The 23,693-nt window shown below is 70.1% G+C and carries 26 protein-coding genes and 1 pseudogene; 15 read left to right on the forward strand and 12 right to left on the reverse strand.

The genetic code is table 11. From position 1 onward, the window contains the following. Window positions 1–212: 212 nt before the first annotated feature. From L6E10_RS31190 to L6E10_RS31235, 10 genes are all read left to right on the forward strand, one after another. On the forward strand, window positions 213–1,892 hold the full coding sequence (locus L6E10_RS31190; protein ID WP_275677199.1) for a nitrite/sulfite reductase: 1,680 nt from the start codon (window positions 213–215) through the stop codon (window positions 1,890–1,892). Further along, a complete protein-coding gene (locus tag L6E10_RS31195; protein ID WP_236223720.1) occupies window positions 1,889–2,047 on the forward strand; it encodes an Insertion element protein in 159 nt (52 codons plus the stop codon). Before L6E10_RS31190 ends, L6E10_RS31195 begins: the two co-directional genes overlap by 4 nt. Next, on the forward strand, window positions 2,044–2,739 hold the full coding sequence (locus tag L6E10_RS31200; protein ID WP_236223721.1) for a phosphoadenylyl-sulfate reductase: 696 nt from the start codon (window positions 2,044–2,046) through the stop codon (window positions 2,737–2,739). The genes L6E10_RS31195 and L6E10_RS31200 overlap by 4 nt, the downstream gene beginning before the upstream one ends. Then, window positions 2,736–3,635 carry a sulfate adenylyltransferase subunit CysD gene (cysD, locus tag L6E10_RS31205; protein ID WP_236223722.1) on the forward strand — a complete coding sequence of 300 codons (900 nt, stop codon included), beginning with the start codon at window positions 2,736–2,738 and terminating at the stop codon, window positions 3,633–3,635. The genes L6E10_RS31200 and cysD overlap by 4 nt, the downstream gene beginning before the upstream one ends. Then, window positions 3,636–4,982: a sulfate adenylyltransferase subunit 1 gene (locus L6E10_RS31210; protein ID WP_236223723.1), complete on the forward strand. Its 1,347-nt coding sequence runs from the start codon at window positions 3,636–3,638 to the stop codon at window positions 4,980–4,982. Window positions 4,983–4,996: 14 nt separating this feature from the next. Continuing rightward, window positions 4,997–6,046 (forward strand): ABC transporter substrate-binding protein, encoded by a 1,050-nt coding sequence (locus tag L6E10_RS31215; RefSeq protein ID WP_236223724.1) that lies wholly within the window; start codon window positions 4,997–4,999, stop codon window positions 6,044–6,046. Between the two features lie 21 nt (window positions 6,047–6,067). Next, on the forward strand, window positions 6,068–6,844 hold the full coding sequence (locus tag L6E10_RS31220) for an ABC transporter ATP-binding protein (RefSeq protein WP_236223725.1): 777 nt from the start codon (window positions 6,068–6,070) through the stop codon (window positions 6,842–6,844). Next, window positions 6,828–7,700 carry an ABC transporter permease gene (locus L6E10_RS31225; RefSeq protein WP_236223726.1) on the forward strand — a complete coding sequence of 291 codons (873 nt, stop codon included), beginning with the start codon at window positions 6,828–6,830 and terminating at the stop codon, window positions 7,698–7,700. The genes L6E10_RS31220 and L6E10_RS31225 overlap by 17 nt, the downstream gene beginning before the upstream one ends. Beyond that, window positions 7,697–8,392, forward strand: coding sequence for a sirohydrochlorin chelatase (locus tag L6E10_RS31230; RefSeq protein WP_236223727.1), 696 nt, complete (start codon window positions 7,697–7,699; stop codon window positions 8,390–8,392). Before L6E10_RS31225 ends, L6E10_RS31230 begins: the two co-directional genes overlap by 4 nt. A 370-nt stretch (window positions 8,393–8,762) precedes the next feature. Further along, window positions 8,763–9,374, forward strand: a complete 612-nt coding sequence (locus L6E10_RS31235) for a cyclase (RefSeq protein ID WP_236223728.1) — start codon at window positions 8,763–8,765, stop codon at window positions 9,372–9,374. Between the two features lie 26 nt (window positions 9,375–9,400). Here L6E10_RS31235 and L6E10_RS31240 read toward each other — a convergent pair whose 3' ends face one another. After that, window positions 9,401–9,835: a MarR family winged helix-turn-helix transcriptional regulator gene (locus tag L6E10_RS31240; protein WP_236223729.1), complete on the reverse strand. Its 435-nt coding sequence runs from the start codon at window positions 9,833–9,835 to the stop codon at window positions 9,401–9,403. Next, window positions 9,822–10,439, reverse strand: a complete 618-nt coding sequence (locus L6E10_RS31245) for a type 1 glutamine amidotransferase family protein (RefSeq protein WP_236223730.1) — start codon at window positions 10,437–10,439, stop codon at window positions 9,822–9,824. Before L6E10_RS31245 ends, L6E10_RS31240 begins: the two co-directional genes overlap by 14 nt. 61 nt (window positions 10,440–10,500) lie before the next feature. Between L6E10_RS31245 and L6E10_RS31250 the strand changes: the two genes are divergently transcribed. Continuing rightward, entirely contained in the window at window positions 10,501–11,277 is a 777-nt protein-coding gene (locus tag L6E10_RS31250; RefSeq protein ID WP_236223731.1) for an enoyl-CoA hydratase family protein, read from the forward strand. Here the strand turns inward: L6E10_RS31250 and L6E10_RS31255 are convergent. The 4 genes from L6E10_RS31255 to L6E10_RS31270 are packed head-to-tail and all read right to left on the reverse strand — an operon-like array spanning window position 11,274 to window position 12,649. Beyond that, entirely contained in the window at window positions 11,274–11,690 is a 417-nt protein-coding gene (locus tag L6E10_RS31255; RefSeq protein WP_236223732.1) for a hypothetical protein, read from the reverse strand. The two genes, L6E10_RS31250 and L6E10_RS31255, sit on opposite strands and share 4 nt — an antisense overlap. A 43-nt stretch (window positions 11,691–11,733) precedes the next feature. Then, window positions 11,734–11,997, reverse strand: coding sequence for a barstar family protein (locus L6E10_RS31260; protein ID WP_236223733.1), 264 nt, complete (start codon window positions 11,995–11,997; stop codon window positions 11,734–11,736). Continuing rightward, window positions 11,994–12,440, reverse strand: a complete 447-nt coding sequence (locus L6E10_RS31265) for a ribonuclease domain-containing protein (RefSeq protein WP_236223734.1) — start codon at window positions 12,438–12,440, stop codon at window positions 11,994–11,996. The genes L6E10_RS31260 and L6E10_RS31265 overlap by 4 nt, the downstream gene beginning before the upstream one ends. Beyond that, entirely contained in the window at window positions 12,437–12,649 is a 213-nt protein-coding gene (locus tag L6E10_RS31270) for a hypothetical protein (RefSeq protein WP_236223735.1), read from the reverse strand. Before L6E10_RS31270 ends, L6E10_RS31265 begins: the two co-directional genes overlap by 4 nt. A 70-nt stretch (window positions 12,650–12,719) precedes the next feature. Here L6E10_RS31270 and L6E10_RS31275 point away from each other — a divergent pair, with 70 nt between their 5' ends. Both L6E10_RS31275 and L6E10_RS31280 read left to right on the forward strand, forming a co-directional pair. After that, window positions 12,720–13,688 (forward strand): zinc-binding dehydrogenase, encoded by a 969-nt coding sequence (locus L6E10_RS31275; protein WP_236223736.1) that lies wholly within the window; start codon window positions 12,720–12,722, stop codon window positions 13,686–13,688. A 108-nt stretch (window positions 13,689–13,796) separates the two neighbouring features. Continuing rightward, on the forward strand, window positions 13,797–15,215 hold the full coding sequence (locus L6E10_RS31280; protein ID WP_236223737.1) for an amino acid permease: 1,419 nt from the start codon (window positions 13,797–13,799) through the stop codon (window positions 15,213–15,215). Here the strand turns inward: L6E10_RS31280 and L6E10_RS31285 are convergent. From L6E10_RS31285 to L6E10_RS31305, 5 genes are all read right to left on the reverse strand, one after another. Beyond that, the gene (locus L6E10_RS31285; RefSeq protein WP_236223738.1) at window positions 15,190–16,719 is read right to left on the reverse strand and encodes a DUF885 family protein; all 1,530 of its coding nucleotides are present in this window, start codon (window positions 16,717–16,719) and stop codon (window positions 15,190–15,192) included. The two genes, L6E10_RS31280 and L6E10_RS31285, sit on opposite strands and share 26 nt — an antisense overlap. Then, window positions 16,719–18,239: a DUF885 family protein gene (locus tag L6E10_RS31290; protein ID WP_236223739.1), complete on the reverse strand. Its 1,521-nt coding sequence runs from the start codon at window positions 18,237–18,239 to the stop codon at window positions 16,719–16,721. Before L6E10_RS31290 ends, L6E10_RS31285 begins: the two co-directional genes overlap by 1 nt. Further along, window positions 18,239–19,771 (reverse strand): DUF885 domain-containing protein, encoded by a 1,533-nt coding sequence (locus L6E10_RS31295; protein ID WP_308102917.1) that lies wholly within the window; start codon window positions 19,769–19,771, stop codon window positions 18,239–18,241. Before L6E10_RS31295 ends, L6E10_RS31290 begins: the two co-directional genes overlap by 1 nt. 10 nt (window positions 19,772–19,781) lie before the next feature. Beyond that, window positions 19,782–20,828: a nitronate monooxygenase gene (locus tag L6E10_RS31300; RefSeq protein ID WP_236223740.1), complete on the reverse strand. Its 1,047-nt coding sequence runs from the start codon at window positions 20,826–20,828 to the stop codon at window positions 19,782–19,784. A 128-nt stretch (window positions 20,829–20,956) separates the two neighbouring features. Continuing rightward, window positions 20,957–22,429 carry a chitinase gene (locus tag L6E10_RS31305; RefSeq protein ID WP_236223741.1) on the reverse strand — a complete coding sequence of 491 codons (1,473 nt, stop codon included), beginning with the start codon at window positions 22,427–22,429 and terminating at the stop codon, window positions 20,957–20,959. Window positions 22,430–22,526: 97 nt separating this feature from the next. Between L6E10_RS31305 and L6E10_RS31310 the strand changes: the two genes are divergently transcribed. Both L6E10_RS31310 and L6E10_RS31315 read left to right on the forward strand, forming a co-directional pair. Beyond that, on the forward strand, window positions 22,527–22,958 hold the full coding sequence (locus tag L6E10_RS31310; protein WP_236223742.1) for an HD domain-containing protein: 432 nt from the start codon (window positions 22,527–22,529) through the stop codon (window positions 22,956–22,958). Between the two features lie 73 nt (window positions 22,959–23,031). Next, window positions 23,032–23,259: a hypothetical protein gene (locus L6E10_RS31315; protein ID WP_236223743.1), complete on the forward strand. Its 228-nt coding sequence runs from the start codon at window positions 23,032–23,034 to the stop codon at window positions 23,257–23,259. Between the two features lie 55 nt (window positions 23,260–23,314). Here L6E10_RS31315 and L6E10_RS31320 read toward each other — a convergent pair. Then, window positions 23,315–23,693 (reverse strand): annotated as a pseudogene (locus L6E10_RS31320) (SAM-dependent methyltransferase); the annotation flags it as partial.

The raw sequence follows: 23,693 nt of genomic DNA on the forward strand, positions 1-23,693 counted from the left end.
ATGCACACTGAGGCCATGCATTCGACTGGAGTCCGCCTCGTGGCCCGCCGCCACGTCGACTTCCGTCGTGTCTCCAGCGCGATGTGCCGTCGTTCGGCCTGACCGCGCGCTGATTTGTTCCCGTCGGCGCCCGGCGCGCTGACGACGCCCCCACCACAAGCACCTCCGGGCTCGCACGCGCACCGAGCGCCTCGAAACCCCGGAGGATGGCGATGGTCCCGCCGCAGACGTCACCGCGCGCCAAGCAGCGTCGCGGCGAGGGGCAGTGGGCGCTCGGTTACCGAGAGCCGCTGAACCCCAACGAGCGGAGCAAGAAGGACGACAACCCGCTCAACGTCCGCACCCGCATCGAGAACATCTACGCCCACGGCGGTTTCGACTCCATCGACCCGGCGGACCTGCGCGGGCGGTTCCGCTGGTACGGCCTCTACACCCAGCGCAAGCCCGGCATCGACGGCGGCCGCACCGCCACGCTCGAGCCGGAGGAGCTGGACGACGAGTTCTTCATGATGCGCGTGCGCAGCGACGGCGGGGCGCTGACGACGCGGCAGCTCGAGGTCCTCGGCGAGATCTCGCAGACCTATGCGCGCGACACCGCGGACATCACCGACCGGCAGAACATCCAGTACCACTGGATCCGGATCGAGGACGTCCCCACGATCTGGCAGAAGCTCGAAGCCGTCGGCCTCACGACGATGGAGGCGTGCGGCGACAGCCCGCGCGTCATCCTCGGCTCGCCGGTCGCGGGCATCTCGCAGGACGAGGTGCTCGACGGCCAGCCGGCGATCGACACGATCCTCGAGCGCTACATCGGCGACCCGCGCTTCTCCAACCTGCCACGCAAGTTCAAGACCGCCATCTCCGGGCTGCAGGACGTCGCGCACGAGATCCACGACATCGCGTTCGTCGGCGTGCACCACCCCGAGCACGGGCCCGGCTTCGACCTCTGGGTCGGTGGCGGCCTGTCCACGAACCCCATGCTGGGCAAGCGGCTGGGCGCGTGGGTGCCGCTCGACGAGGTCCCGGACGTGTGGGAGGCGGTCATCTCCGTCTTCCGCGACTACGGCTACCGCCGCCTGCGCCACCGCGCGCGCATCAAGTTCCTCGTCGCCGACTGGGGCCCGGAGAAGTTCCGCCAGGTCGTCGAGGACGAGTACCTCAAGCGCAAGATGATCGACGGCCCGGCGCCCGAGGTGCTGGACCAGCAGCTCGACCACATCGGCGTGCACAAGCAGAAGGACGGCCTGTTCTACGTCGGCGCCGCGCCCGTCGCGGGCCGCGTGTCCGGGTCGATCCTGGTCGAGGTCGCGAAGTACGCCGAACGGGCGGGCTCGAACCGCGTCCGCTTCACGCCGCAGCAGAAGATCATCGTGCTGGACGTGCCCGAGGCCGAGATCCCGGCGCTCAAGAGCGACCTCGCGAAGCTCGGCCTGCAGGTCGACCCGTCGCCGTGGCGCCGGGGCATCATGGCCTGCACCGGCATCGAGTTCTGCAAGCTCGCGATCGTCGAGACCAAGGCCCGCGCCCTCGACCTCGTCACGCAGCTCGAGGCGAACCTCAAGGACATCGTCGACGGCGTCACGGCGCCGATCACCGTGCACATCAACGGCTGCCCCAACTCCTGCGCCCGCATCCAGACCGCGGACATCGGGCTGAAGGGCCAGATCGTCACCGACGACGCGGGCAACCAGGTCGAGGGCTTCCAGGTGCACCTCGGCGGCGGCCTCGGCCTCGACGCCGGCTTCGGCCGCAAGCTGCGCGGCCACAAGGTCACCGCGGCCGAGCTGCCCGAGTACGTCGAGCGCGTGGTGCGGAACTTCGTCGCCCAGCGGGAGACCGACGAGCGGTTCGCCCAGTGGGTGGCCCGCGCGGAGGAGGGTTCGCTGCGATGAGTGAACGCGCGACGCCGTTCTACTGCCCCTACTGCGGCGACGAGGACCTCCGGCCGCAGGAGGAACCCGGCTACGCGTGGCTGTGCACCGGGTGCCGCCGCGTCTTCAAGGTCTCGTTCGTCGGTCTGAACCTGCCGCAGGAGGTGAAGAAGTGAGCGGTCTCAAGGAAGACCTCAAGATCGTCGCCAACGCCGCGCAGGAGGAGCTGGCCGGCGCCTCGGCGATCGAGGCCCTGGAGTGGACGGCCCGCATGTTCGGCGACAGCTACATCGTCGCGTCGAACATGCAGGACGCCGTCCTGATCGACCTCGCAGCACAGGTGAAGCCGGACTTCGACGTGCTGTTCCTGGAAACCGGCTACCACTTCCCGGAGACGATCGGCGTGCGCGACGCCGTCGGTGTCGTCTACCCGGACGTGCGCATCGTCAACGCCGCCGCCGAGCAGTCGGTGGAGGAGCAGGAACGCGAGTTCGGCCTGCTGTACCGGTCGGACCCGGCGCAGTGCTGCAACCTGCGCAAGGTCGTGCCGCTGCGCCGCGAGCTCGCGAAGTACGACGCGTGGGTCACCGGTGTGCGCCGCGTCGACGCCCCGACCAGGGCGAACACGCCGATCGTGCAGTGGGACGAGCGCAACGGCCTGGTGAAGATCAACCCGATCGCGCCGTGGAGCGACGAGGAGTTCAACTCCTACATCCGCGAGAAGGGGATCCTCGAGAACCTGTTGGTGCAGGAGGGATACCCCTCCATCGGCTGTCTGCCGTGCACCGCCAAGCCGTTGCCTGGCCAGGACGCGCGCAGCGGCCGGTGGGCCGGGCAGTCGAAGACGGAATGTGGGTTGCACGGATGACTCTCGCGCTGGACACGTTGGGGCGCCTCGAATCCGAGGCCATTCACATCTTCCGCGAGGTCGCGGGCGAGTTCGACCGGCCGGTGATCCTCTTCTCCGGCGGCAAGGACTCGACGCTGCTGCTGCACCTCGCGATCAAGGCGTTCTACCCGGCGCCGGTGCCGTTCCCGCTGCTGCACGTCGACACCGGGCACAACTTCGACGAGGTCATCGAGTTCCGCGACCGCGTCGTCGCGCAGCACGGTCTGCGCCTGGAGGTCGCGAAGGTCCAGGACTGGATCGACGACGGCCGCCTCGAGGAGCGCCCGGACGGCACGCGCAACCCGTTGCAGACCGTCCCGCTGCTGGACTCGATCACCCAGCACAGGTTCGACGCGGTCTTCGGCGGCGGACGCCGGGACGAGGAACGCGCCCGCGCCAAGGAGCGGATCTTCAGCCTGCGCACGGCGTTCGGCCAGTGGGACCCGAAGCGCCAGCGCCCCGAGCTGTGGAACCTCTACAACGGCCGGCACCGCGCCGGTGAGCACGTCCGCGTGTTCCCGCTGTCCAACTGGACCGAGCTCGACGTGTGGAACTACATCGAGCGCGAGGGCATCGAGCTGCCGGACATCTACTACTCGCACGAGCGCGAGGTGTTCCTGCGCGACGGCATGTGGCTCGCGGAGGGCCCGTGGGGCAGGGCGCGCGAGGGCGAGACGCTGGTGCGCAAGACGGTTCGCTACCGCACGGTCGGCGACGGCTCCTGCACGGGCGCCGTCGAGTCCGACGCCGCCGACATCCACGCGGTGATCGCCGAGGTCGCCGCGTCACGGCTGACCGAGCGCGGCGCCACGCGGGCCGACGACCGGCTGTCCGAGGCCGCCATGGAAGACCGCAAGCGGGAGGGGTACTTCTAGATGAGCGACCTGTTGAGGCTGGCCACCGCGGGCAGCGTGGACGACGGCAAGTCCACGCTCGTCGGCCGGCTGCTCTACGACACCAAGTCCGTGCTCGCGGACACGCTCGACGCCGTACACCGCGCGAGCGCCGACCGCGGTCTCGCGACCCCCGACCTGTCGTTGCTGGTCGACGGCCTGCGTTCGGAACGCGAGCAGGGCATCACGATCGACGTGGCGTACCGCTACTTCGCGACGCCCAAGCGGTCGTTCGTGCTCGCGGACACCCCCGGACACGTGCAGTACACCCGCAACACCGTCACGGGCGCGTCCACCGCGCAGCTCGCGGTCCTGCTCGTCGACGCGCGCAAGGGCGTCATCGAGCAGACCCGGCGGCACGCTGCGGTTCTCGCGCTGCTGGGCGTGCCGCGGCTCGTCCTGGCGGTCAACAAGATCGACCTCGTGGACTACGACGAGGTGACGTTCTCCCGCATCGCCAAGGAGTTCACCGCCCACGCCACGGCCCTGGGCTACACCGAGGACTCGGTGGTCGAGATCCCGGTGTCGGCGCTCGCGGGCGACAACGTCGTGGAGAAGTCGGCGAACACGCCGTGGTACTCCGGCCCGACGCTGCTGGAGCACCTGGAGACCGTGCCGGTCGAGCCCGACCCGCACGACGCGCCGTTCCGCTTCCCGGTGCAGTACGTGATCCGCCCGCGCACGGCCGAGCACCTCGACTACCGGGGCTACGCCGGTCTGATCGCGGCCGGCACGGTCAAGCCGGGCGACGAGGTCGTCGTGCTGCCCTCCGGCCGCCGCTCGACCGTCACGAAGATCGACACCGCGGACGGCGAACTGGCGGAGGCGGCGGCCGGCCGGTCCGTGACGCTGCTGCTGGCGGACGACATCGACATCTCCCGCGGCGACCTGATCTCGGTGGCGGGCAACGAGCCCAACGTCACCGACGAGCTGGACGCCACCCTCTGCTGGCTCGCGGAGAAGCCCCTGCGACCCGGCGCCCGGGTCCTCGTCAAGCACGGCACGCGCACCGTGCAGGCGATGGTCACCGACCTGCGCGACCGCTTCGACGAGCAGCGGCTGTCCAGTGTGGACAGCCCCGGCTCGCTGGAGCTCAACGAGATCGGCCGAGTGGCTCTGCGCCTGGCAGAGCCCGTTCCGCTGGACGACTACAGCTCCAGCCGGCGCACCGGGTCCTTCCTGGTGATCGACGCGAGCGATGGTTCCACGCTCGCGGCCGGGCTGGTCGGGGCTCCGCTGCCGTTGCTGGAGAACGGCGTGGAGAGCTGTAGCGGGGGTGGCGAGAACGCCACCCCGGACAACCACGCCCTCGTCTCCCCCGGTCCCTGAAAGGCAAGACTTCCGTGAACCTCAAGCCCGCCCTTGCCGTCGCTCTGATCGCACTGACAGCCATCTCCGGTTGCAGCCGCGCCGGAACCTCAGAGACTCCCGCCGCCGAGTCCAAGGGCGCCGCTGCCGAGGTCCGCCTCGGGTACTTCCCGAACGTCACGCACGCCGCCGCGCTGATCGGCGTCGAGAAGGAGCTGTTCAAGTCCGGGCTCGGCAGCACCAAGCTCACCACCCAGACGTTCAACGCGGGCCCCGACGAGGTCAACGCGCTGCTGGGCGAGTCCCTCGACATCGGCTACATCGGTTCCGGGCCCGCCATCAACGCGTACTCGAAGTCCAAGGGCGAGGCCGTGCGCCTGATCGCCGGCGCCACGTCCGGGGGCGCGCAGCTGGTGACCAAGCCCGAGATCAACTCGGTCGAGGACCTCAAGGGCAAGACCATCGCGACGCCGCAGCTCGGCAACACCCAGGACGTGGCGTTGAAGAAGTACCTGGCGGAGAAGGGCCTCACCGGTCAGGTCACCGTCACCAACGTGGAGAACGCCGCGTCGCTCGACCTGTTCAAGAAGGGCGACATCGCCGCCACGTGGTCGCCGCAGCCCTGGTCGGCGCGCATCGTCGCCGAGGCGGGCGGCAAGGTGCTGCTGGACGAGAAGACCCTGTGGGAGGGCGGGAGCTTCCCGACCACGGTGGTCATCGTGCGGACGAAGTTCCTCCAAGAGCACCCGGAGACGGTCGAGGCCGTGCTCAAGGCCCACGTCGCGGCCATCGACTGGGCCAAGGCGAACCCCGGCGAGGCGAAGAAGACGGTCAACGCCGCGCTCGAGAAGCTCACCTCCAAGAAGCTCGGCGACAAGATCCTCGACGCCGCCTGGGACAACATCGAGCTGACCACCGACGCGCAGGCCAAGCACTTCCCGCAGCTCGCGAAGGACGCCGTGACGGCGGGCGTGGCCAAGGAGGCCGCCGACGTCGCCGGGTACGCCGACTTCACGTTGCTGAACAAGGTTCTCCAGGCACAGGGCAAGCCGCAGGTGCAAGCAGCCGGTCTGGACAAGAAGTAACTCTGCCGAGGGGACACGGACATGACCGCCACGCTCGAGACCACTGTTTCGTCCACTGTGGATGCTGCCGTTGAACTGGCCGGGATCCGCAAGGTGTTCGGCCACGGCAGCTCGGCCGTGGTGGCGCTCGACGGCGTCGACCTCAAAGTCAAGCCGGGGGAGTTCGTGTGCCTCCTCGGCGCGTCGGGCTGCGGCAAGAGCACCCTGCTGAACATCGTCGCGGGCCTCGACGGCGCGACGGCGGGCGAGTTGCAGGTCAACACCTCGCGCCCGGCCGTGATGTTCCAGGAACCGGCGCTCATGCCGTGGCTCACCGCCCAGCGCAACGTCGAGCTGGCGCTGCGCTTCGCGGGCGTGGGCCGCCTGGCCCGCAAGCGCCGCGCGCTGGAGCTGCTGGAGCTCGTGCGGCTCGGCGACGCCGCGGACAAGCGTCCGCACGAGCTCTCCGGCGGTATGCGCCAGCGCGTGGCACTGGCCCGCGCGCTCGCCTCCACCACCGTGTCCGCGGACGGCTCCCCCGCCCTGCTGCTGATGGACGAGCCGTTCGCCGCGCTCGACGCCATCACGCGGGACGTGCTGCAGAGCGAACTGCTGCGCGTGTGGGAGACCACGAACACCGCGATCATCTTCGTGACGCACGACGTGCGCGAGGCCGTTCGCCTCGGCCAGCGCGTGGTCCTGCTGTCCTCGCGTCCCGGCCGCGTCGTGCGCGAGTGGGACGTCCGGGACTCCTCAGACGAGGTCCTCGCCGAGATCAACACCCACCTGCGAGAGGTCATCAGTGGCCACGCCTCCTGACACGCTCGACAAGGTCGGTGCCGGCCTCGACGCGCTCGACGCGCCCGTCGAGGCGCACAAGCCGCCGGTCTGGCGCCGTTTCCTCAAGACGGGCGTGCCACCGCTCATCGCCTTCGCCCTGCTCCTCGGCGTGTGGCAGGCGTTGTGGGCGTCGGCTCTGCTGCCCGAGTTCCAGCTGCCCGCCCCGGTCGACGTGGGGGACGAGCTCATCCGCTCGATCTCCACCGGTGAGGCGTTCGGCATCCTGTGGACCTCGCTGCACCGCGCGGTGCTCGGGTTCCTCGCGGCGGTGCTGATCGCCACGCCGCTGGGCCTGCTGATCGCCAAGGTGCGGGTGGTGCGCGCGGCGATCGGGTCGTTGCTGACCGGCCTGCAGTCACTGCCCTCCGTGGCCTGGGTGCCGGCGGCGATCCTGTGGTTCGGCGTCACGCCGTCGACGATCTACTTCGTCGTGCTGATGGGCTCGGTGCCGTCGATCGCGAACGGCCTGGTGGCGGGCATCGACCAGATCCCGCCGCTGCTCCCCCGCGTCGGCCGGGCCCTCGGCGCCGGACGGCTGGCGTCGGCGCGGCACATCCTGCTGCCCGCCGCCCTGCCCGGCTACCTCGCCGGCCTGAAGCAGGGCTGGGCGTTCTCGTGGCGGTCGCTGATGGCCGCGGAGATCATCGCGACCTCGCCGCAGCTCGGCACCGGCCTCGGCCAGTACCTGCACAACGGGTCGTCGCTCAACGACATCAACATGGTGATCGCGGCGATCTTCCTGATCCTGTTGGTGGGCATCGGGATCGAGCTGCTGCTGTTCCGCCCGCTGGAGCGCGCCGTGCTGCGGGCGCGTGGCCTGACGGGGGCGTTGTGATCCCCCTGGTCGCCGTCGCGCACGGCAGCCGCGACCCGCGTTCGGCCGCGTCGATCCACTCCTTGCTGGACGTGGTGCGGTCGCTGAGGCCGGAGCTCGACGTCCGCGGCTGCTTCCTCGACCTGTGCGCACCGCGGCTGCACGACGTGCTGCGCGGCCCGTCCGTCGTCGTGCCCCTGTTGCTGGGCAAGGCCTACCACGCCCGCGTCGACGTGCCGGCCGCCGTCGCCGAGTCACGCGTCCCGGCCGCCGTCACCGACGTGCTCGGCCCGGACCCGCGGCTCGAGTCGGCGGCGTTGCGGCGGCTGTCGGAGGCGGGCGTCGACTTCGGCGACCGGTCGCTCGGGGTCGTGCTCGCCGGCGCCGGGTCGTCGCACGCGCCGGCGAACCAGGCCGTTGCCGGGGTGGCCCGCCGGTGGGCCCGCGAGTCCGGGTGGGCCGGGGTGGAGGCGGCGTTCGCGTCCATCGCCTCGCCGACCGTTCCGGAGGCGGTCGAACGGCTGCGGGCTCGTGGTGCGCGGCGGATCGCGGTGGCGTCGTGGTTCCTCGCTCCCGGACGACTGCCGGACAAGGTCGCGTCGCTGGCCGGGGATGCCGTGGTGGCTCGGCCGTTGGGTGACGACGTCGAGGTCGCGCAGCTGGTGCTGGACCGGTACGACCAGGCGGTGGCGCGGCAGACGGTGGCCGCCTGAATCCGCTCGTCTGCCGAACCGGCGTGGAAGGTGAGCGACGCGGTTGCCCGGTGCTTGGAAGCCGGTGGCGGCAGGTCGCCCTGTCGTGACCCGCACCTGCCCTCAAAGCGCGAAGCCCAGGCAGCGACCGTCCGGAAGCGCACCTGGGCTCACTTCCTCCACCTAGTGGCAGAGGCTATGGGACCGAGCATAACTCATTTGAACCCAACAGCTGCATCACGTCGCTTCCGGCCGCCGCCACCAGATCGAACGCACAGCGCCGTTCGGGCGACGTGCACCGCAAACCGTTGACGTGAAACCTACTCATGAGTAGGCAGGTGACCACGCCGCGTGCTGGAGATGTCCCTCGTCCACTCATCGGGGAGAGGTCATGAAGCTAGCCGCAATCGCCGCAGCCGCACTGGTACCGGTCCTGCTGTTCACCACGAACGCGTCAGCCGCGCCGCAAACGGTCACCTACAAGCTCCGGGCGAGCGCCGCCGGGCAGTCGTCCGACTTCACGCTCGACCAGGGCGTCGACGCGTCGGCGCCCGCGACCGCCGCGCCCGGTTCCGCCGTGGTGGTCACCATCGACCCCGCGCCCAACACGATCCCGTCCGAGGCCGGTGGGCGGCAGGTGCGCGAGATCAAGGGCCTCGCGCTCCGGCTGCCGGTGCCCGCGAACTCGACGTTCACCTCGGCGTCGCTGTCGGGCGGCTCCGGGCTGGGCGGCACTCCGACGGTCGCCTTGCGGGGCACCGACGTCGTGCTGAGCGTGCCCGGGCCGATCAAGGGCGGCGCGAACTTCGAGCTGCCGACCGTCACGATCACCCTGGCGGCGGGTGCCTCCGGGGCGATCACCACGAAGCTGGGCGGCACGAGCTACGACGCCCCCGGCCTCACCTTCACCGCGGTGGTCACCGTCTTCGGGTTCCCGATCGACGCGGCCGCGAAGGGCTACCCGGACCCGAGCCCCGTGCTGACCACGACCACGATCGGCTAGCACCGGTGCCCCACCCCTGCCGGGCATCAGGAAGTAGCCGCGACCAGCTTGGTCATGGTGTCGAGCGTCGTGCGCAGGTCTTGCAGCGAGACCTGCGCACCGACGCGGTTCGCCCACTCGTGCTGCGCCTCCCGCAGCCGGGCGACCGCCGCGAAACCCTCGGCGGTGGGCCGGACCAGCTTCGCGCGGGCGTGCGCCGGGTTCGGCAGGTACTCCGCCAAACCCCTGTCCACCAACAGGTCCGCGATCCGCTGCACGGACTGGCGGGTGAGGCCCATCTCGCGTGCCACCCCCGACACCGACAACGGCTCGCGCAGCACGGCGCCGAGCACCTGCCACCACGCCGCCGTCAGCCCGACCGGCTTCGTCATCACCTCGGCCGCGTCGAGGAACGCGCCGTAGAGGCGGAAGGTCCTCATCACGACGTCGGTGAGCACGTCGCCCGCTTCAGTCCTGGACACTCGCCACCAGCTTCCCGAACGCCTCGGCCGTGTCGTCGCGGTGGAGCTCGTACCAGGCCTGCACCGTGGCCGGCGAGAACACCTCCAGCTCCGCCAGCACCTCCCGCGCGAACTCCAGCGGGCTCGCACCGCCCGCCGTGATCACGCCCTGGTCCCGCACGACGCGTTCGTCGCGGTAGAGCGCCGCTCCGCCGTAGGACCCGAGGCCTTCGAGGAAGTTCGACGTGTGCGCCACGTCGTCCAGGAGCCCTTCCGCCGCGAGGCCGACCGTCGCGCCGCAGATCGCCGCGACCGGCTTGCCCGCCTCGCGGAACCGCCGCGCGAGCTTCCCGAACGCCGCCAGCTCACCGGTCTCCCAGCCCTCACCGCCGGGCAGCACGAGCATCGCCGCGTCGTCCACCGAGACGTCCCCCAGGGCGACGTCCGGCAGCATCCGCACGCCGCCGATCGTGCGGACCGGATCGGTCGTCAGCCCGACCGTCCTGATCTCGTAGCGGCCCGGCCGCTGCTGGAACTGCTGAGAGCTCACCTGCGCGGCCACGTGGCCGTACTCCCAGTCCGCGAGCTGGTCGTAGAGGCCGAGGTACACCGTCCGCGTTGTCATGACAGTAGGCTGTCATATTGACAGGACACTGTCAACAAGGCCGGGAGCTAAGGTCAGCCGCATGGCAGATGAGCTGGTCCACTACGAGGTGCGGCGTGGCATCGCGACGATCACGCTGGACTCCCCCCACAACCGCAACGCGCTGTCCTCGCAGCTGCGCCGGGAGCTCCGCGAGCACCTGAGCACGGCGGCGCAGGACGACCAGGTGCGCGTGGTCGTGCTGACGCACACGGGCCCCGTGTTCTGCTCCGGCATGGACCTCAAGGAGGCCGCCGGCGCGAGCGCGGGCGACCAGGGCGTCAACGAGTTCCCCGCGATCCTCGAACAGCTGTGGACCAGCCCCAAGCCGGTCGTCGCCGCGCTCAAGGGCCCGGCTCGCGCGGGCGGCGTCGGGATCGTGGCGGCGTGCGACATCGCCATCGCCGCGAACGAGGCCACGTTCGCGTTCAGCGAGGTCCGCATCGGTGTCGTGCCGGCTGTCATCTCCGTGACGGTGCTACCGCGCCTGCTCCCCCGCCAGGCCCACGAGCTGTTCCTCACCGGCGAAGCGTTCGACGCCCGGCGCGCGGTCGAGATCGGCCTGCTCAACTCCGCGGTGCCCGTCGACGGGGTCGACGCGGAGGTCCGCCGCTACACCGACATGCTCGCGCTCGGCGCACCGCGGGCGCTCGCGGCCACCAAGGAGATGCTGCAGCGGGAGAGGTCCACGAACCTCGGCGAGGTCTTCGCGGACATGCTGGAGCTGTCGGCACGGCACTTCGGCGGCCCGGAGGGCCAGGAGGGCATCACGGCGTTCCGGGAGAAGCGCAAGCCGTCCTGGGTGCCCGCGGAGGACTAGAACCAGCCGGTGCACTCGATGACGCCCTGCGAGGACCCGCAGGCGCGCATCAGCTTGCCGTCGTTCTTGAACGCCTCTGTGTACTTCGCGGAACCCGAGTCGATCCTGGTGTACCCGAGGAAACCCTCGTGCTCTTCGGCCGAGGGTTCCTCGCGGTCGGTCCAGATCTCCTCGCCGGGGGTGCCGTGCGAGATGCGGCCCCACGCGCACTTCGACACGTTCGACGCGCGCAGCTCGACCACGCGGCCGTTCAGCGTGGTGACGGGGTTGTCGCCGTCGATCGTCTCGAACGGCGTGAAGGCCTTTTCCTGCGAACAGCCGGGGTCACCGGCGAACGAGACCGCCGGGAAGAGCACCGAGACGACCGCGACGACGCCGGGCACAAAGCCCGCGCGGCGGAAATGCGTTCCCATGGAACGACACTGTCCACTCCGGACGGGAATCGCGCAGCCCTTGTCACCGTTCCGTGCGAACCACGCGCAATCTCCGGTCACCTGATCCGGCGGTCTGCTTCGCGGCGTCACGCAGGACCTCGAGAACGGACGGGTCCAGTTCCGCGGGTACGACCAGCACGTATTCGCCCTCGGGCAGCCACGAGAGGTCGGTCAGGCTGTCGTGCAGCGCGTCCAGGTTCTGCCCGAACCACTCCGGGAAGTCGAGCGCCTCGGCAATGGCCGCGATGGCGGCTTTCTTCTCCGAAACGAGAATGCGCCGTTTCACTTCGTCACGTCCACGACGACGAACGTCGAATAGTGGTCACCGGTGTAGAAGACTTCCTTTTCCGACCCGGTGACGATCCGGCGCGCGCCCCGGTCCGGGCTTCCGGGCGTCGGCACCGTGTACTCCTTGTAGTACCCGGACTCCTTGGTCGGCAGCCGCTTCTCGCGGTTCTGGAACGTCACGCCGTCGTTGCGCGGGTACGGGAACGGCCCCTTCGACTCGATCAGCTTCCACGTCTTCGCGGCCTCGGCGGGCAGCTTCGACAGCGCCTGGACGTCCAGGCCGGACTTCCCGCCCGGCACCTCGGCCGGCCGGGACGCCGACGGCGCGGTGCTCGCGGGCGGCGTCCCGGGGTTCGAGGCGGTGTCCTTGACGAACCACCCGACGACGACCAGAGCGATGAGCCCGACCAGTGCGACGGTCAGGCGACGACCAGGACTCACGCGGCGACCTTCTCCGATTCGGGCTCCGGCTCGGGCGAGCCGACGGACGCCGGGTTGTTCGCACCCCAGTCGGCGACGCGGTCGATCAGCCGCGCCACGCCCAGGCAGAGCGGCAACACCACGATCATCACGACGGGGAACTGCACGGCGACGGGCAGCTGCACGAGCCACAGCTCGACCCCGTCCCACCACTTCACCAGCCAGTCCACCCACCCCACCCTAGTCTCGTGACCGGTGTCACGGCATTTGGCCACGATCCAGGTGGGTATGTTGCGGACCATGTTCGCCGTTTACGCAGCAGAACCCAGTCCCGAGAACCCGCTGGCCTCGCTCCGCGTCGGCGAGCGCCCCGAGCCCGAGGTGCCCGCCGGGTGGGTGCGCGTCGCCGTGAAGGCGGCCAGCCTCAACATGCACGACCTGTGGACGCTGCGCGGCGTCGGCATCAAGCCCGAGCAGTTCCCGATGATCCTCGGCTGCGACGGCGCGGGCACCCTCGACGACGGCACCGAGGTGGTGCTGCACTCCGTCATCGGCGACCCGGCCTGGGCCGGCGACGAGACGCTCGACCCGAAGCGCACGCTGCTCACCGAGAAGCACCAGGGCACGTTCGCCGACTACGTCGTGGTGCCGGCCCGCAACGCGCTGCCCAAGCCCGCGGGCCTGTCGTTCGCCGAGGCGGCCTGCATGGGCACGGCGTGGCTGACCGCGTACCGGATGCTGTTCGTGAAGTCCGGCCTGCGCCCCGGCCAGACGATGCTCGTGCAGGGCGCGTCGGGCGGCGTGTCGACCGCGCTGATCCAGCTGGGCCGCGCCGCCGGGTTCCGCGTCTGGGTCACCGGCCGCACGGAGGAGAAGCGCGCACTCGCCAGCGGCCTGGGCGCGCACGAGGTGTTCGAGTCGGGCGCGCGCCTGCCCGAACGGGTCGACGCGGTGTTCGAGACCGTCGGCAAGGCCACCTGGTCGCACTCGATGAAGGCGCTCAAGCCCGGCGGCATCGTGGTGATCTCCGGCGCGACGTCGGGCGACGCCTCGGCGGCCGAGCTCCAGCGGCTGTTCTTCCTGCAGCTGCGGGTCGTCGGCTCGACCATGGGCACGCGCGAGGAGCTGGGCGATCTCCTGCGGTTCTGCGCGCTCAACGACCTCAAGCCGCAGATCGGCGCCGAACTGGCGTTCGAGGACGCCGAGCAGGGCCTGAAGGCGATGCTGGACGGCGAGACCGCCGGCAAGATCGTGTTCTCCCGCCCGTAAACAGCACCCGAAGCCAAAAATCGGGCTTCTGATTGGTGGGTCCGGACAAACCGCGTGACAGTGGTCGCGAATAGGTTCGCCCGGACCCACTTCTCAAGGGAGCTAGGCATGACCACACAGGGCGTCTTCCGGCGCAAGCCCATCGACCAGATCGCCGAGGACAGAGGCGACGGGCTCACCAGAACGCTGGGCCTGTGGCAGCTCACGGCGATCGGCATCGGCGGCATCATCGGCGCGGGCATCTTCAGCCTCGCGGGCGCCGTCGCGAACAAGACCGCGGGGCCGGCCGTGCTGGTCTCGTTCCTCGTCGCCGGTGTCGCGAGCGCGGCGGCGGCGTTCTCGTACGCGGAGTTCGCGGGCCTGATCCCCAAGGCGGGCAGCGCCTACACCTACGGCTACGCGGTGCTGGGCGAGATCGTCGGCTGGTTCATCGGCTGGGACCTGCTGCTCGAGTACACCGCGATCGTGGCGGTGGTCGCGATCGGCATCTCGGGCTACTTCACGGAACTGCTGTCGTTGCTGAACATCCACCTGCCGCAGTGGATGCTGGGAGCGCCGGGCACGGAGTCCGGTGACGTCGCGGCGGGCACGTACAAGGTGAACCTGTTCGCCGTCGTGCTGTGCCTGCTGATCGCGTACGTGCTGAACATGGGCATGAAGAACGCCGCGCGGTTCGAGACCACGCTGGTGTACCTGAAGGTCGCGGTCGTGGCGCTCGTCATCATCGTCGGCGCGTTCCACATCAACACCGACAACTACAACCCGTTCTTCCCGTTCGGCATCTCGGGTGCGCTCACGGGTGCGGCGACGGTGTTCTTCGCGGTGTTCGGCTACGACGCGATGTCCACGGCGGCGGAGGAGTCGAAGGACTCGCAGCGGCACATGCCCAAGGCGATCCTGTACTCGCTGGCGATCTCCATGGTGCTGTACGTGCTGGCCTGCCTGGTGCTGACGGGCATGGTGAACTACCGCGACGTCGACTCGGAGTCCGCGTTCGCCACGGCGTTCGCCGACATCGGCCTGCCCGCGCTCGGGATCGTCATCAGCGTCGGCGCGATCCTCGGCATCACGACGGTGCTGTTCACGTTCCTGCTGGGCGCGGCCCGTGTCGGCTACTCGATGAGCCGCGACGGCCTGCTGCCTCAGTGGTTCGCGAAGACGCACCCGGTGAAGCACGTCCCGTCGCGCATCACCTGGGTGCTGGGCGTCGCCTCCGCGGTCATCGCCGGGTTCCTGCCGATCGCGGAGGCCGCCGAGCTCACCAACATCGGCATCCTGCTGGCGTTCGTCGTCGTGTGCATCGCCGTGGTCGTGTTGCGCTACAAGCAGCCCGACCTGCCGCGCACGTTCAGGACGCCGGGCATGCCGGTGGTGCCGATCATCGGCGTGGTCTTCTCGATCTGGCTGATCACGTTCCTCACACCGGAGACCTGGCTGCGGTTCGCGGTCTGGTTCGTGATCGGCCTGATCATCTACTTCGCCTACTCGAAGCGGCACTCCGTCATGGAGCCGCGGTCCAAGCGCTGACGATCCGGTCGAGGGTGGAGAGCGGCACCGCGCCGCTCCCCACCACCAGGTCGTGGAACGCGCGGACGTCGAACCGGTCGCCCAGCTTCGTCTCGGCCTCGGCCCGGATGCGCTGGATCTCGAGGCGCCCCACCATGTACGCGAGCGCCTGGCCCGGCGTCTCGATGTACCGGTCGATCTCCGAGTGGATCTCGGGCTCGGTCATGACCGTGTTCTCGCGCAGGTAGTCGACGGCCTGCTGCCGCGACCAGCCGAACGCGTGGATGCCCGTGTCGACGACGAGCCGCCCGGCGCGCATCGCGTCGAGCCCCAGCATGCCGAGGCGCTGCTCGTCCGACGAGTAGAGACCCATCTCGTCGGCGAGGCGCTCGGTGTAGAGGCCCCAGCCCTCCAGGTACGCCTCGATGAACGCGTACTTGCGCAGGTTCGGCAGCTCGGTCTCGGCGGCGATCGAGAACTGGTAGTGGTGGCCCGGCACGGCCTCGTGGAACGCCGTCACCTCGGACAGCGTGCGGCTGCGTTCGGTGGCGCCCAGCGGGTTGAGCCAGTACGTGCCGGGACGCGACCGGTCGGCGGACGCGGGCTGGTAGAACGCGATCGCCGACGTCGCCTGCTCCTCCGGCGGCACGGCCCGCACCCGGCAGCCCACGGCCGGCATGCGCCCGAACCACTTCGGCGCCTCCGCCTCGGCCCTGGCGATCGCCTCCACCGCGCTCTCGACCATCTGCTGTTCGTCGTCCCACAGCAGTTCCGTGCGCAACCGGTGGAAGATCTCCGGCACGTCCGCCGTGCCCCACAGCCGCGAGCCGATCTCGGCGTACTCCTCGCGCAGGGACGCGATGACGTCGAGTCCCAGCCGGTGCAGCTCATCGGGCGTGCGGGAGGTCGTGGTGTAGTTGCGGACCAGGTTCGCGTAGTTCCGCTCGCCGTCGGGCAGCCAGCACAGGCCCGCCCGGTCGTCGCCGCGGCCGTCCTCGATCGACGCCAGCACGTCGCGGAACCCGGCGACGGCGGCGCGGATGTCGTCCGAGTGGCCGCCCTCCCACTCCTGCGCGGGCAGGGCGAGGAACGCGTCCATGCGCTGCACGCCGGTCCGGAGGTGCCGCGACAGCGGGCGGCGGTCGGAGTCTCGCACCCTCTCGCCCGCCTGCTCGACGTAGCGCGGGTACAGGCCGAGGCGCCCGGAGACGTCCAGTTTCGAGGAGATCATGAGCAGGCTGTTCACCGGCGCACTCATGGTGGCGACGGTGTGCTCGACCAGCCTCGCGTCGATGCGGTCGACGGCCGCTGTGCCCTGCTGCCGGATGACCGCGAGCGTGACCGGGTCCTCGGAGTCGTCCGTCTCCGCCCTGCTCACGAGGGCCGCGATCCGGTCCCGGCTCGCCTGCTGGCCCTCGGCGCTCAGGTCGCCGAGCCCCTCCTCCCAGCCCGGCACGCCCAGCATCGCCGCCTGCAACGGCGAGTAGTCCATGAGCGCCGTGAACATCTCATCGGCGAGTGACATCAGGCCCTCCTGGACCAGTCGGAGACGAGGTTGCCGAGCGTGGACAACGGTACGACGCCGTTCTCCAGCACGAGGTCGTGGAACGCCTTGATGTCGAACCGCTCGCCCATCGCCGCCCGCGCCTCGCCGCGCAGCCGCAGGATCTCCAGGCGCCCCACCATGTACGCGAGCGCCTGACCCGGCGTCTCGATGTACCGGTCGACCTCGGAGCTGATCTCCGAATCGTCCATCGTGGTGTTCTCGCGCAGGTAGTCGACGGCCTGCTGGCGCGACCACCCCAGCGCGTGCAGGCCCGTGTCGACCACGAGCCGCCCGGCGCGCATCGCGTCGAGCCCGAGCATCCCCAGCCGTGCCTCGTCGGAGGAGTACAGGCCCATCTCGTCGGCCAGGCGCTCGGTGTAGAGGCCCCAGCCCTCGAGGTAGGCGTCGATGAACGCGAACTTGCGCAGGTTCGGCAGCTCGGTCTCGGCGGCGATCGAGAGCTGGAAGTGGTGGCCGGGCGTGGCCTCGTGGAACGCCGTCACCTCGGACACCGTGCGGCTGCGTCCGGTGGCGTTGAACGGGTTCACGAAGTACGTGCCGGGACGGGAACCGTCGAGCGCCGCGTCCGTGTAGTACGCGAAAGGTGCGCTTTCCCGGTCGATCTCGGGCACGAAGCGGACCTCGCAGCGCGCCTTCGGCAACCGCCCGAACCAGTTCGGCGCCTCGGCCTCCGCCCGCGCGACGGCTTCGACGGCGCTGACGAGCATCTCGTCCTCGTTGCGCCACAACAGGTCTGTGCGCAGCCGCCGGAAGATCTCCAGCACGTCGCTGACGCCCCAGACCCGCGACCCGATCTCCGCGTACTCCTCGCGCAGCCGGGCGATGAGGTCGAGGCCGAGCGCGTGCAGCTCGGCCGGGGTGTACGAGGCGGTCGTGTAGTCGCGGACGAGCTTGCGGTAGTTCTCCTCGCCGTCGGGCAGCCAGCACAGACCGGCCTGCTCGTCGTCACGGCCGGGCAGGCCCAGCAGGACCTCGCGGTAGCGGGCGAAGTCGCCGCGCAGGTCCAGCTCGCCCTCCCACTCCTGCCTCGGGGAGGCGAGGAACCGCTCGACGTGCGCGGCACCGTTGCGGGCGTGCCGGAGCAACGGCCTGCGGTCGCTGTCGAGGAGCCGTTCGCCCGCCTGCCGCAGGAACCCCGGCACGAGGTGGCGGCGCCGGGAGAAGTCGATCTGCGAGGTGGCCCGGAGCAGGACGCCGACCGGGGCGTTGAGGCCGCGGGACACGGTGTGCTCGACCAGGCGCGCGTCGATCTTGGTGATGATCGACGTGGCCTGGTGCCGGATCACGTCCTTCGCGACCTGGTCCTCGTCGCTGGAGCCGACGCGGTCGAGGATGGCCGTCAGCCGCGCGCGCAACGCCTGCTGGCCGCCGGTGCTGAGGTCCTCGAGCCGGTCGTCCCAGCCGGGCACGCCGACGAGCGTGGCGAACAGCGGGTCGGAGTCCATCATCGCCTGGAACATCTCGTCCGAAAGGGACATCAGGGCCTCCCCGCCCACGTCGTGACCAGATCACCGAGGGTGGACAGGGGAACGGGTCCGCTGCCCACCACGAGGTCGTGGAACTCCCGGACGTCGAAGCGGTCGCCCAGCCGCTCCCGCGCCTGCGCCCGCAGCCGCTGGATCTCGATGCGCCCCACCATGTAGGCAAGGGCCTGCCCCGGCACCTCGACGTACCGGTCTACTTCCGACCCGATCTCCGGTTCGGGCATCACCGTGTTGGCCCGCAGGTAGTCGACGGCCCGTTGCCGCGACCAGCCGAACGCGTGCAGACCGGTGTCGACCACGAGCCGGGCGGCGCGCATCGCGTCGGCCGAGAGCATGCCGAGGCGTTGCTCGTCGGAGGAGTACAGGCCCATCTCGTCGGCCAGGCGCTCGGCGTAGAGGCCCCAGCCCTCCAGGTACGCGTCGATCGCGGCGTACTTGCGGAGGTCGGGCAGCTCGGTCTCGGCGGCGAGGGTGGTCTGGTAGTGGTGACCGGGAATCGCCTCGTGGAACGCCGTGGTCTCGGACTGCGTGCGGCTGCGTTCGGTCGCGCCCAGCGGGTTCAGCCAGTAGACGCCGGGACGGCTGCCGTCCAGCGGGGCCTGCAGGTAGTACGCGATCGGCGCGGTCGCGCGTTCGGCCTCCTCGACGAGCCTGACCTCGCAGCCGACCTCCGGCATCCGGCCGAACCACCTGGGCGCTTCCGCCTCGGCGCGCGCGATGGCCCGCACCGCACTCGCGACCATCTCTTCTTCGTTGTCCCACAACAGTTCTGTGCGCAACCGGTGGAAGATCCTCGACACGTCGGCGGTGCCCCACACCCGCGAGCCGATCTCGGCGTACTCCTCGCGCAGCCGCGCGATCAGGTCGAGGCCGAGCTGGTGCAGCTCCCGCGGTGTGCGGGTGGTGGTCGTGTAGTCGGCGACCAGGTCGGTGTAGTTCCGCTCGCCGTCGGGCAGCCAGCACAGGCCTGCCCTGTCGTCGTCGCGGGTGGCGTCCAGGGCGAGCAGGGTCTCGCGGTACCGCGCGATCGCGGCCCGGATGTCGCCGGACGAGTCGCCCTCCCACTCCTGGGCCGGTGACTCCAGGAAGCTCGCGAGCCGTGCCGTGGTGCTCAGGACGTGCCGGCGCAACGGTCTGCGGTCGGAGTCGCGCACCCGCGCGGCGACCTGGTCGAGGAACCTCGGCACCTGCGCGAGCCGCCGGGACATGTCCACCTGCGGCGCCGTCATCAGGAGGTTGTTGACCGGTGCGGCGAGTCCCTCGGCGACGGTGTGCTCGACCAGCCGCGCGTCGATGCGGTGGCGGGCGAACTCGGCCTGGTGCCGGACCACCGCGAGGGTGACCGGGTCCTCGTCGCTCGTGCCGACACGGCTCAGGATGTCGTCCAGACGCCGCCGGACCTCCCGCTCGCCTTCGTCGCTGAGGTCTTCGAGCCGGTCGTCCCAGCCCTCGACCCCGACCAGGGACGCGAACAGCGGCTCGCGGTCCATGGCCACCTGGAACATCTCATCGGAGAGCGAGGTCACGCTCTCCTTCTTAGCCGCGTCCGAAGCGCTCTGCCAGCACTGTGATCGCTTCGGTCAGCTCGGCGGCGATCCGCGCGACGACCTCCGCGGCCGGAGCGCTCGGCGCGAGCGGGTAGGTGGTGCCCGCCCACAGCGACATGACCTCCACCTCGCCGGTGGCGCGCACCGGCTTCGTGAGGTGGTGCACGTTCGGGTACGCCGCGGGCGCGTGAGGGCTTTGTTCGACCAGGAACCGGTTGACGAGACCGCGGGCGGGCCGTCCGCTGAACGCCCGCGTGAGCGCGGTGCGCCTGCTCCCCTCGGCAAGCGCTTCGCGTTGCGCGGCAGCGGTTCCCGCCTCCGGGCAGCCGAGGAACGCGGTGCCGAGCTGCGCCGCGACCGCTCCCGCGGCCAGCACGGCGGCGACGTCGGCGCCGGTGACGAGGCCGCCGGTCGCGATGACGGGCAGGTCGACGGCGCTCTTGACGAGCCGGATCGCCGCGAGGGTGCCGTAGAGCTCACCGCCGCCGGGTGAGATGCCGTCGTCGGTGAACGTGCCGCGGTGGCCGCCCGCGTCCGAGCCCTGCACGCACACGACGTCCGCGCCGACGTGCTGCGCCTGCCGCGCCTCGCCCGGGGTGGTGACCGTCACGACGACGGTCGAGCCGGCCGCCTTGAGCCGCCGCACGTCGTCCGCCTCGGGCAGGCCGAAGGTGAACGACACCACCGGCACCCGCAGGGCCAGCACGAGTTCGAGCTTCGCCGCGTAGTTGTCGTCGTCCCAGCGCGGTTCACCGGGTGTCGCGCCGACCTTGTCCGCGTAGTCCGTGACGCGTCGCACGTAGGAGGAGATGTCGGCCGTCGGCCGCGTGCCGGGCACGAACAGGTTGACCCCGAACGGCTTGGCGGTGAGCTCCGCGGTGCGGGTGATCTTCTCCGCGAGCTGCTCGACGGTGATGTACCCGGCCGCGAGGAACCCGAGGCCGCCCGCCTCGTTCACCGCGGCGACCAGCTCGGGGGTGGAGGGGCCACCCGCCATGGGCGCGGCGATCACGGGCACGGCCAGCGTGGGGAACATGAGCACAACCTAGTTGGACGCGACGGTGGACGCCCGGCGGAACGCCTGTGTCGTTGCCGACGCCCGGCCGTTCCGGCGGGCGCCGGCGCCGCGTCCACTGTGGACGTGGCGCCGGCGGTGTCCATCATCTAGGGCAGGGAGTCCAGATGAGGGGCGACCGTGTTCGCGAACTGCCAGTTGTTCGAGGCGTCCCAGTTGATCGACCACGTCATGGCGCCGCGGATCGACGGCCAGGTCGTGCTCGGCTTGAACGTCCCGCAGTTCGTGCCGCGGGCGAGGCAGCTGAGCGCGTTGTTGACGTTCGCCGGCGGCTGGTAGCCGCCACCGGCACCGGACGGCGACGCGGGCAGGCCGAGGCCGACCTGGTCGGCGCGCAGGCCGGACTGCAGCTGGATGCACGCGAGCGCGGTCAGGAAGTTGACCGTGCCCTGGCTGTGGACCTGCTGGTCGCAGCCGAGCATCGAACCGGAGTTGTAGTACTGCATGTTGACGATCGTCAGGATGTCCTTGGTGGCCAGCGCCAGCTTGAAGTACTCGGCGTTGACGTTCTGCATGTCGATCGTCTGCGGCGCCATGGTGATGACCTTGCCGCCACCGGCGTGGATGTCGCGCAGCGCCTGACCCATGTACTGGGCGTTGACGCCGTTCTCCAGGTCGATGTCGACGCCGTCGAAGCCGTAGGTGGAGATCAGGCCCTTAACGCTGTTGGCGAAGTTCGTCGCCGCCGTCGAGTTGCCGACGCTGATCGTGCCCTTCTCACCGCCGACGGAGATGATCACCTTCTGGCCGCGGCTCTGCAGGGTCTTCACGTCGGCGCGGAACTGCGCGTCGGTGTAGCCGCCGAGCTGGCTGCTCAGCCCCGGGTCGAGGTTGAACGCGACCTGCCCCTGCACCGCCGTGGCGTCGGCGAACGAGACGGCGACGATGTCGTAGGTGGTGGGCACGTCCGACAGCCTGAGAGCGCGCGCACCGTTGTAGAAGTTCTGCCAGTAGCCCGTCAGGACGTGCTTGGGCAGGCCGGTGTTCGGCGGGTTGCTCGTCGTCGTGGTGGTGGTCGTGGTCGTCGTCGTAGTGGTGGTGGTCGACGTCGTGGTGGTCGTGGTCGTGGGCGGGGTGCCGGGGCCGTCGAGGGTGATGTCGTCGGCGTAGTAAGCGGGCTGGCCGTACCAGCCGTGCAGGTAGATCGTGACGCTGCCGGCGCTGCCGGAGTTGAAGTCGAGGCTCAGCTGGCTGAAGCCGCTCGAGCCGGGTGTCCAGGTGTTCTTCTCGACGCCACCGGTGACGCCGAGGTAGACGTAGCTGCCCTGCACCCACGCGGACAGCTTGTAGGCCGTGTTCGGTTGCACCGTCACGGTCTGCTGGCACCGTGCGTTGCTCTGGCCCGCGGGTGCGCCTTGCAGCGCGTACGAACCGGTGCGCTTGGTGCTGCTGGTGGCGCTCGTGCCCTCGGTGCAGGTCCAACCGCTCAGGTTGCCGGCCTCGAAGCCGCTGTTGGCCGCGAGGTTGGCGGCGGCGGCACTGCCGTTGATCACCAGCACCAGACCGGCGCACGACACCAGCGCGGCGAGCAGCGCTACAGCCGCTCGTCTGGTCTTGGACATGGTCCACCTCCACACATCATGCGGCGGCCATGTTGTGAGTGGACTAAAAATGGACTAGACCACTACGCCAGGTCAAGCCCTGGATTAGCTTGGGGCCGTGTTCACCCTCGAAGACGCCGTCGCGATCGCCACCTCCGCCCACGAGGGGCAGGTCGACAAGTCGGGCCAGCCGTACATCGGACACCCGTTGCGGGTCATGGCGTCGGTGTCCGGCGAGCACGAGCAGATGGCCGCCGTGCTGCACGACGTCATCGAGGACACCCCGGTGACGGCCGACGACCTCCTCGCACGCGGCTGTCCTCCCGCCGTCGTCGACGCGGTGGTCGCCCTGTCGCACCTCGACGGCGAACCGCAGGAGGACTACCTGCGGCGCGTGGCGGCGAACCCGCTGGCACTCAGCGTGAAGCGCGCCGACATCGGCGACAACCTCTCCCCCGCGCGCATCGCCCGCCTGGACGAGGAGACCCAGAAGCGGCTGAAGGCCAAGTACGAACGAGCGCTGAGGTTGCTCGACGAGTACGTGAGCTAACTCGCTTCTATATCGGTACAGATGTCGTGAGCAGGGTGTATTATCGAAACGTAACCAAGATTGGAAGGACGAGATGACCCGCCACGACCTGTCCGTGAAGTCCCTGCGCTCGAGCCTGGCCTCCCGCCGCACGGCTCGCGTCAAGCGCCAGAGCCTGGAACGGCAGTTGGCCAGCTACACCACCGAGAGTGACCGACTGGAGTTGGACGCCATTCTTTCCCGCCACACCGCGGAGGAGACCGGCGAGCTCCGTTCGATCATCAACCGCCAGGCGATGGACCGCCTCCTGCGTTCCGCCTGACGAACTGGATCCTTGGGCCACCCCGGCAACGATGCCGAGGGTGGCCTTCGCGTTTCTAGAACAACCGCTTGAGGGTGAGGACGTTGTCCTTGCGCATCTCCTCCTGGCCCTCCGGCCCGACGAGCGGCCGTTCCACCACCTCGTCGGTGACGATGATCCAGTTGTCCTTGAGCCCGAGGTGGTCGAGCACGTCCTTGGTCGTCGGGAACCGGTAGTCCTGGTGCCCGGACCACGACGGCGCACCCGCGTGACCGCCGATGACGAGGTACCCGCCCGGCGCCACCGCCTCCGAGGCCCGCTTGAGGATGCTGTTGCGCTCCCCGTCCTCCTCGACCGGCGAGTGCAGGAACTGAGCGCTCACCAGGTCGTACAACCCCTCGGGGAACGTGACCTTGAGGTCGTGCCGCTCCACCGAGATCTCCACGCCGGCGTCG

Origin of the sequence: Lentzea sp. CC55, from assembly GCF_021056325.1 — a bacterium.
Taxonomy (GTDB): domain Bacteria; phylum Actinomycetota; class Actinomycetes; order Mycobacteriales; family Pseudonocardiaceae; genus Lentzea; species Lentzea jiangxiensis.

What these genes read in the sequence shown, in the direction of transcription:
- L6E10_RS31190 (WP_275677199.1), top strand. Translation starts at nt 213, where the DNA reads ATGGTCCCGCCGCAGACGTCACCGCGCGCCAAGCAGCGTCGCGGCGAG.
- L6E10_RS31195 (WP_236223720.1), top strand. Translation starts at nt 1,889, where the DNA reads ATGAGTGAACGCGCGACGCCGTTCTACTGCCCCTACTGCGGCGACGAG.
- cysD (WP_236223722.1), top strand. Translation starts at nt 2,736, where the DNA reads ATGACTCTCGCGCTGGACACGTTGGGGCGCCTCGAATCCGAGGCCATT.
- L6E10_RS31210 (WP_236223723.1), top strand. Translation starts at nt 3,636, where the DNA reads ATGAGCGACCTGTTGAGGCTGGCCACCGCGGGCAGCGTGGACGACGGC.
- L6E10_RS31220 (WP_236223725.1), top strand. Translation starts at nt 6,068, where the DNA reads ATGACCGCCACGCTCGAGACCACTGTTTCGTCCACTGTGGATGCTGCC.
- L6E10_RS31235 (WP_236223728.1), top strand. Translation starts at nt 8,763, where the DNA reads ATGAAGCTAGCCGCAATCGCCGCAGCCGCACTGGTACCGGTCCTGCTG.
- L6E10_RS31245 (WP_236223730.1), bottom strand. Translation starts at nt 10,439, where the DNA reads ATGACAACGCGGACGGTGTACCTCGGCCTCTACGACCAGCTCGCGGAC.
- L6E10_RS31250 (WP_236223731.1), top strand. Translation starts at nt 10,501, where the DNA reads ATGGCAGATGAGCTGGTCCACTACGAGGTGCGGCGTGGCATCGCGACG.
- L6E10_RS31255 (WP_236223732.1), bottom strand. Translation starts at nt 11,690, where the DNA reads ATGGGAACGCATTTCCGCCGCGCGGGCTTTGTGCCCGGCGTCGTCGCG.
- L6E10_RS31275 (WP_236223736.1), top strand. Translation starts at nt 12,720, where the DNA reads ATGTTCGCCGTTTACGCAGCAGAACCCAGTCCCGAGAACCCGCTGGCC.
- L6E10_RS31280 (WP_236223737.1), top strand. Translation starts at nt 13,797, where the DNA reads ATGACCACACAGGGCGTCTTCCGGCGCAAGCCCATCGACCAGATCGCC.
- L6E10_RS31285 (WP_236223738.1), bottom strand. Translation starts at nt 16,719, where the DNA reads ATGTCACTCGCCGATGAGATGTTCACGGCGCTCATGGACTACTCGCCG.
- L6E10_RS31290 (WP_236223739.1), bottom strand. Translation starts at nt 18,239, where the DNA reads ATGTCCCTTTCGGACGAGATGTTCCAGGCGATGATGGACTCCGACCCG.
- L6E10_RS31300 (WP_236223740.1), bottom strand. Translation starts at nt 20,828, where the DNA reads ATGTTCCCCACGCTGGCCGTGCCCGTGATCGCCGCGCCCATGGCGGGT.
- L6E10_RS31305 (WP_236223741.1), bottom strand. Translation starts at nt 22,429, where the DNA reads ATGTCCAAGACCAGACGAGCGGCTGTAGCGCTGCTCGCCGCGCTGGTG.
- L6E10_RS31315 (WP_236223743.1), top strand. Translation starts at nt 23,032, where the DNA reads ATGACCCGCCACGACCTGTCCGTGAAGTCCCTGCGCTCGAGCCTGGCC.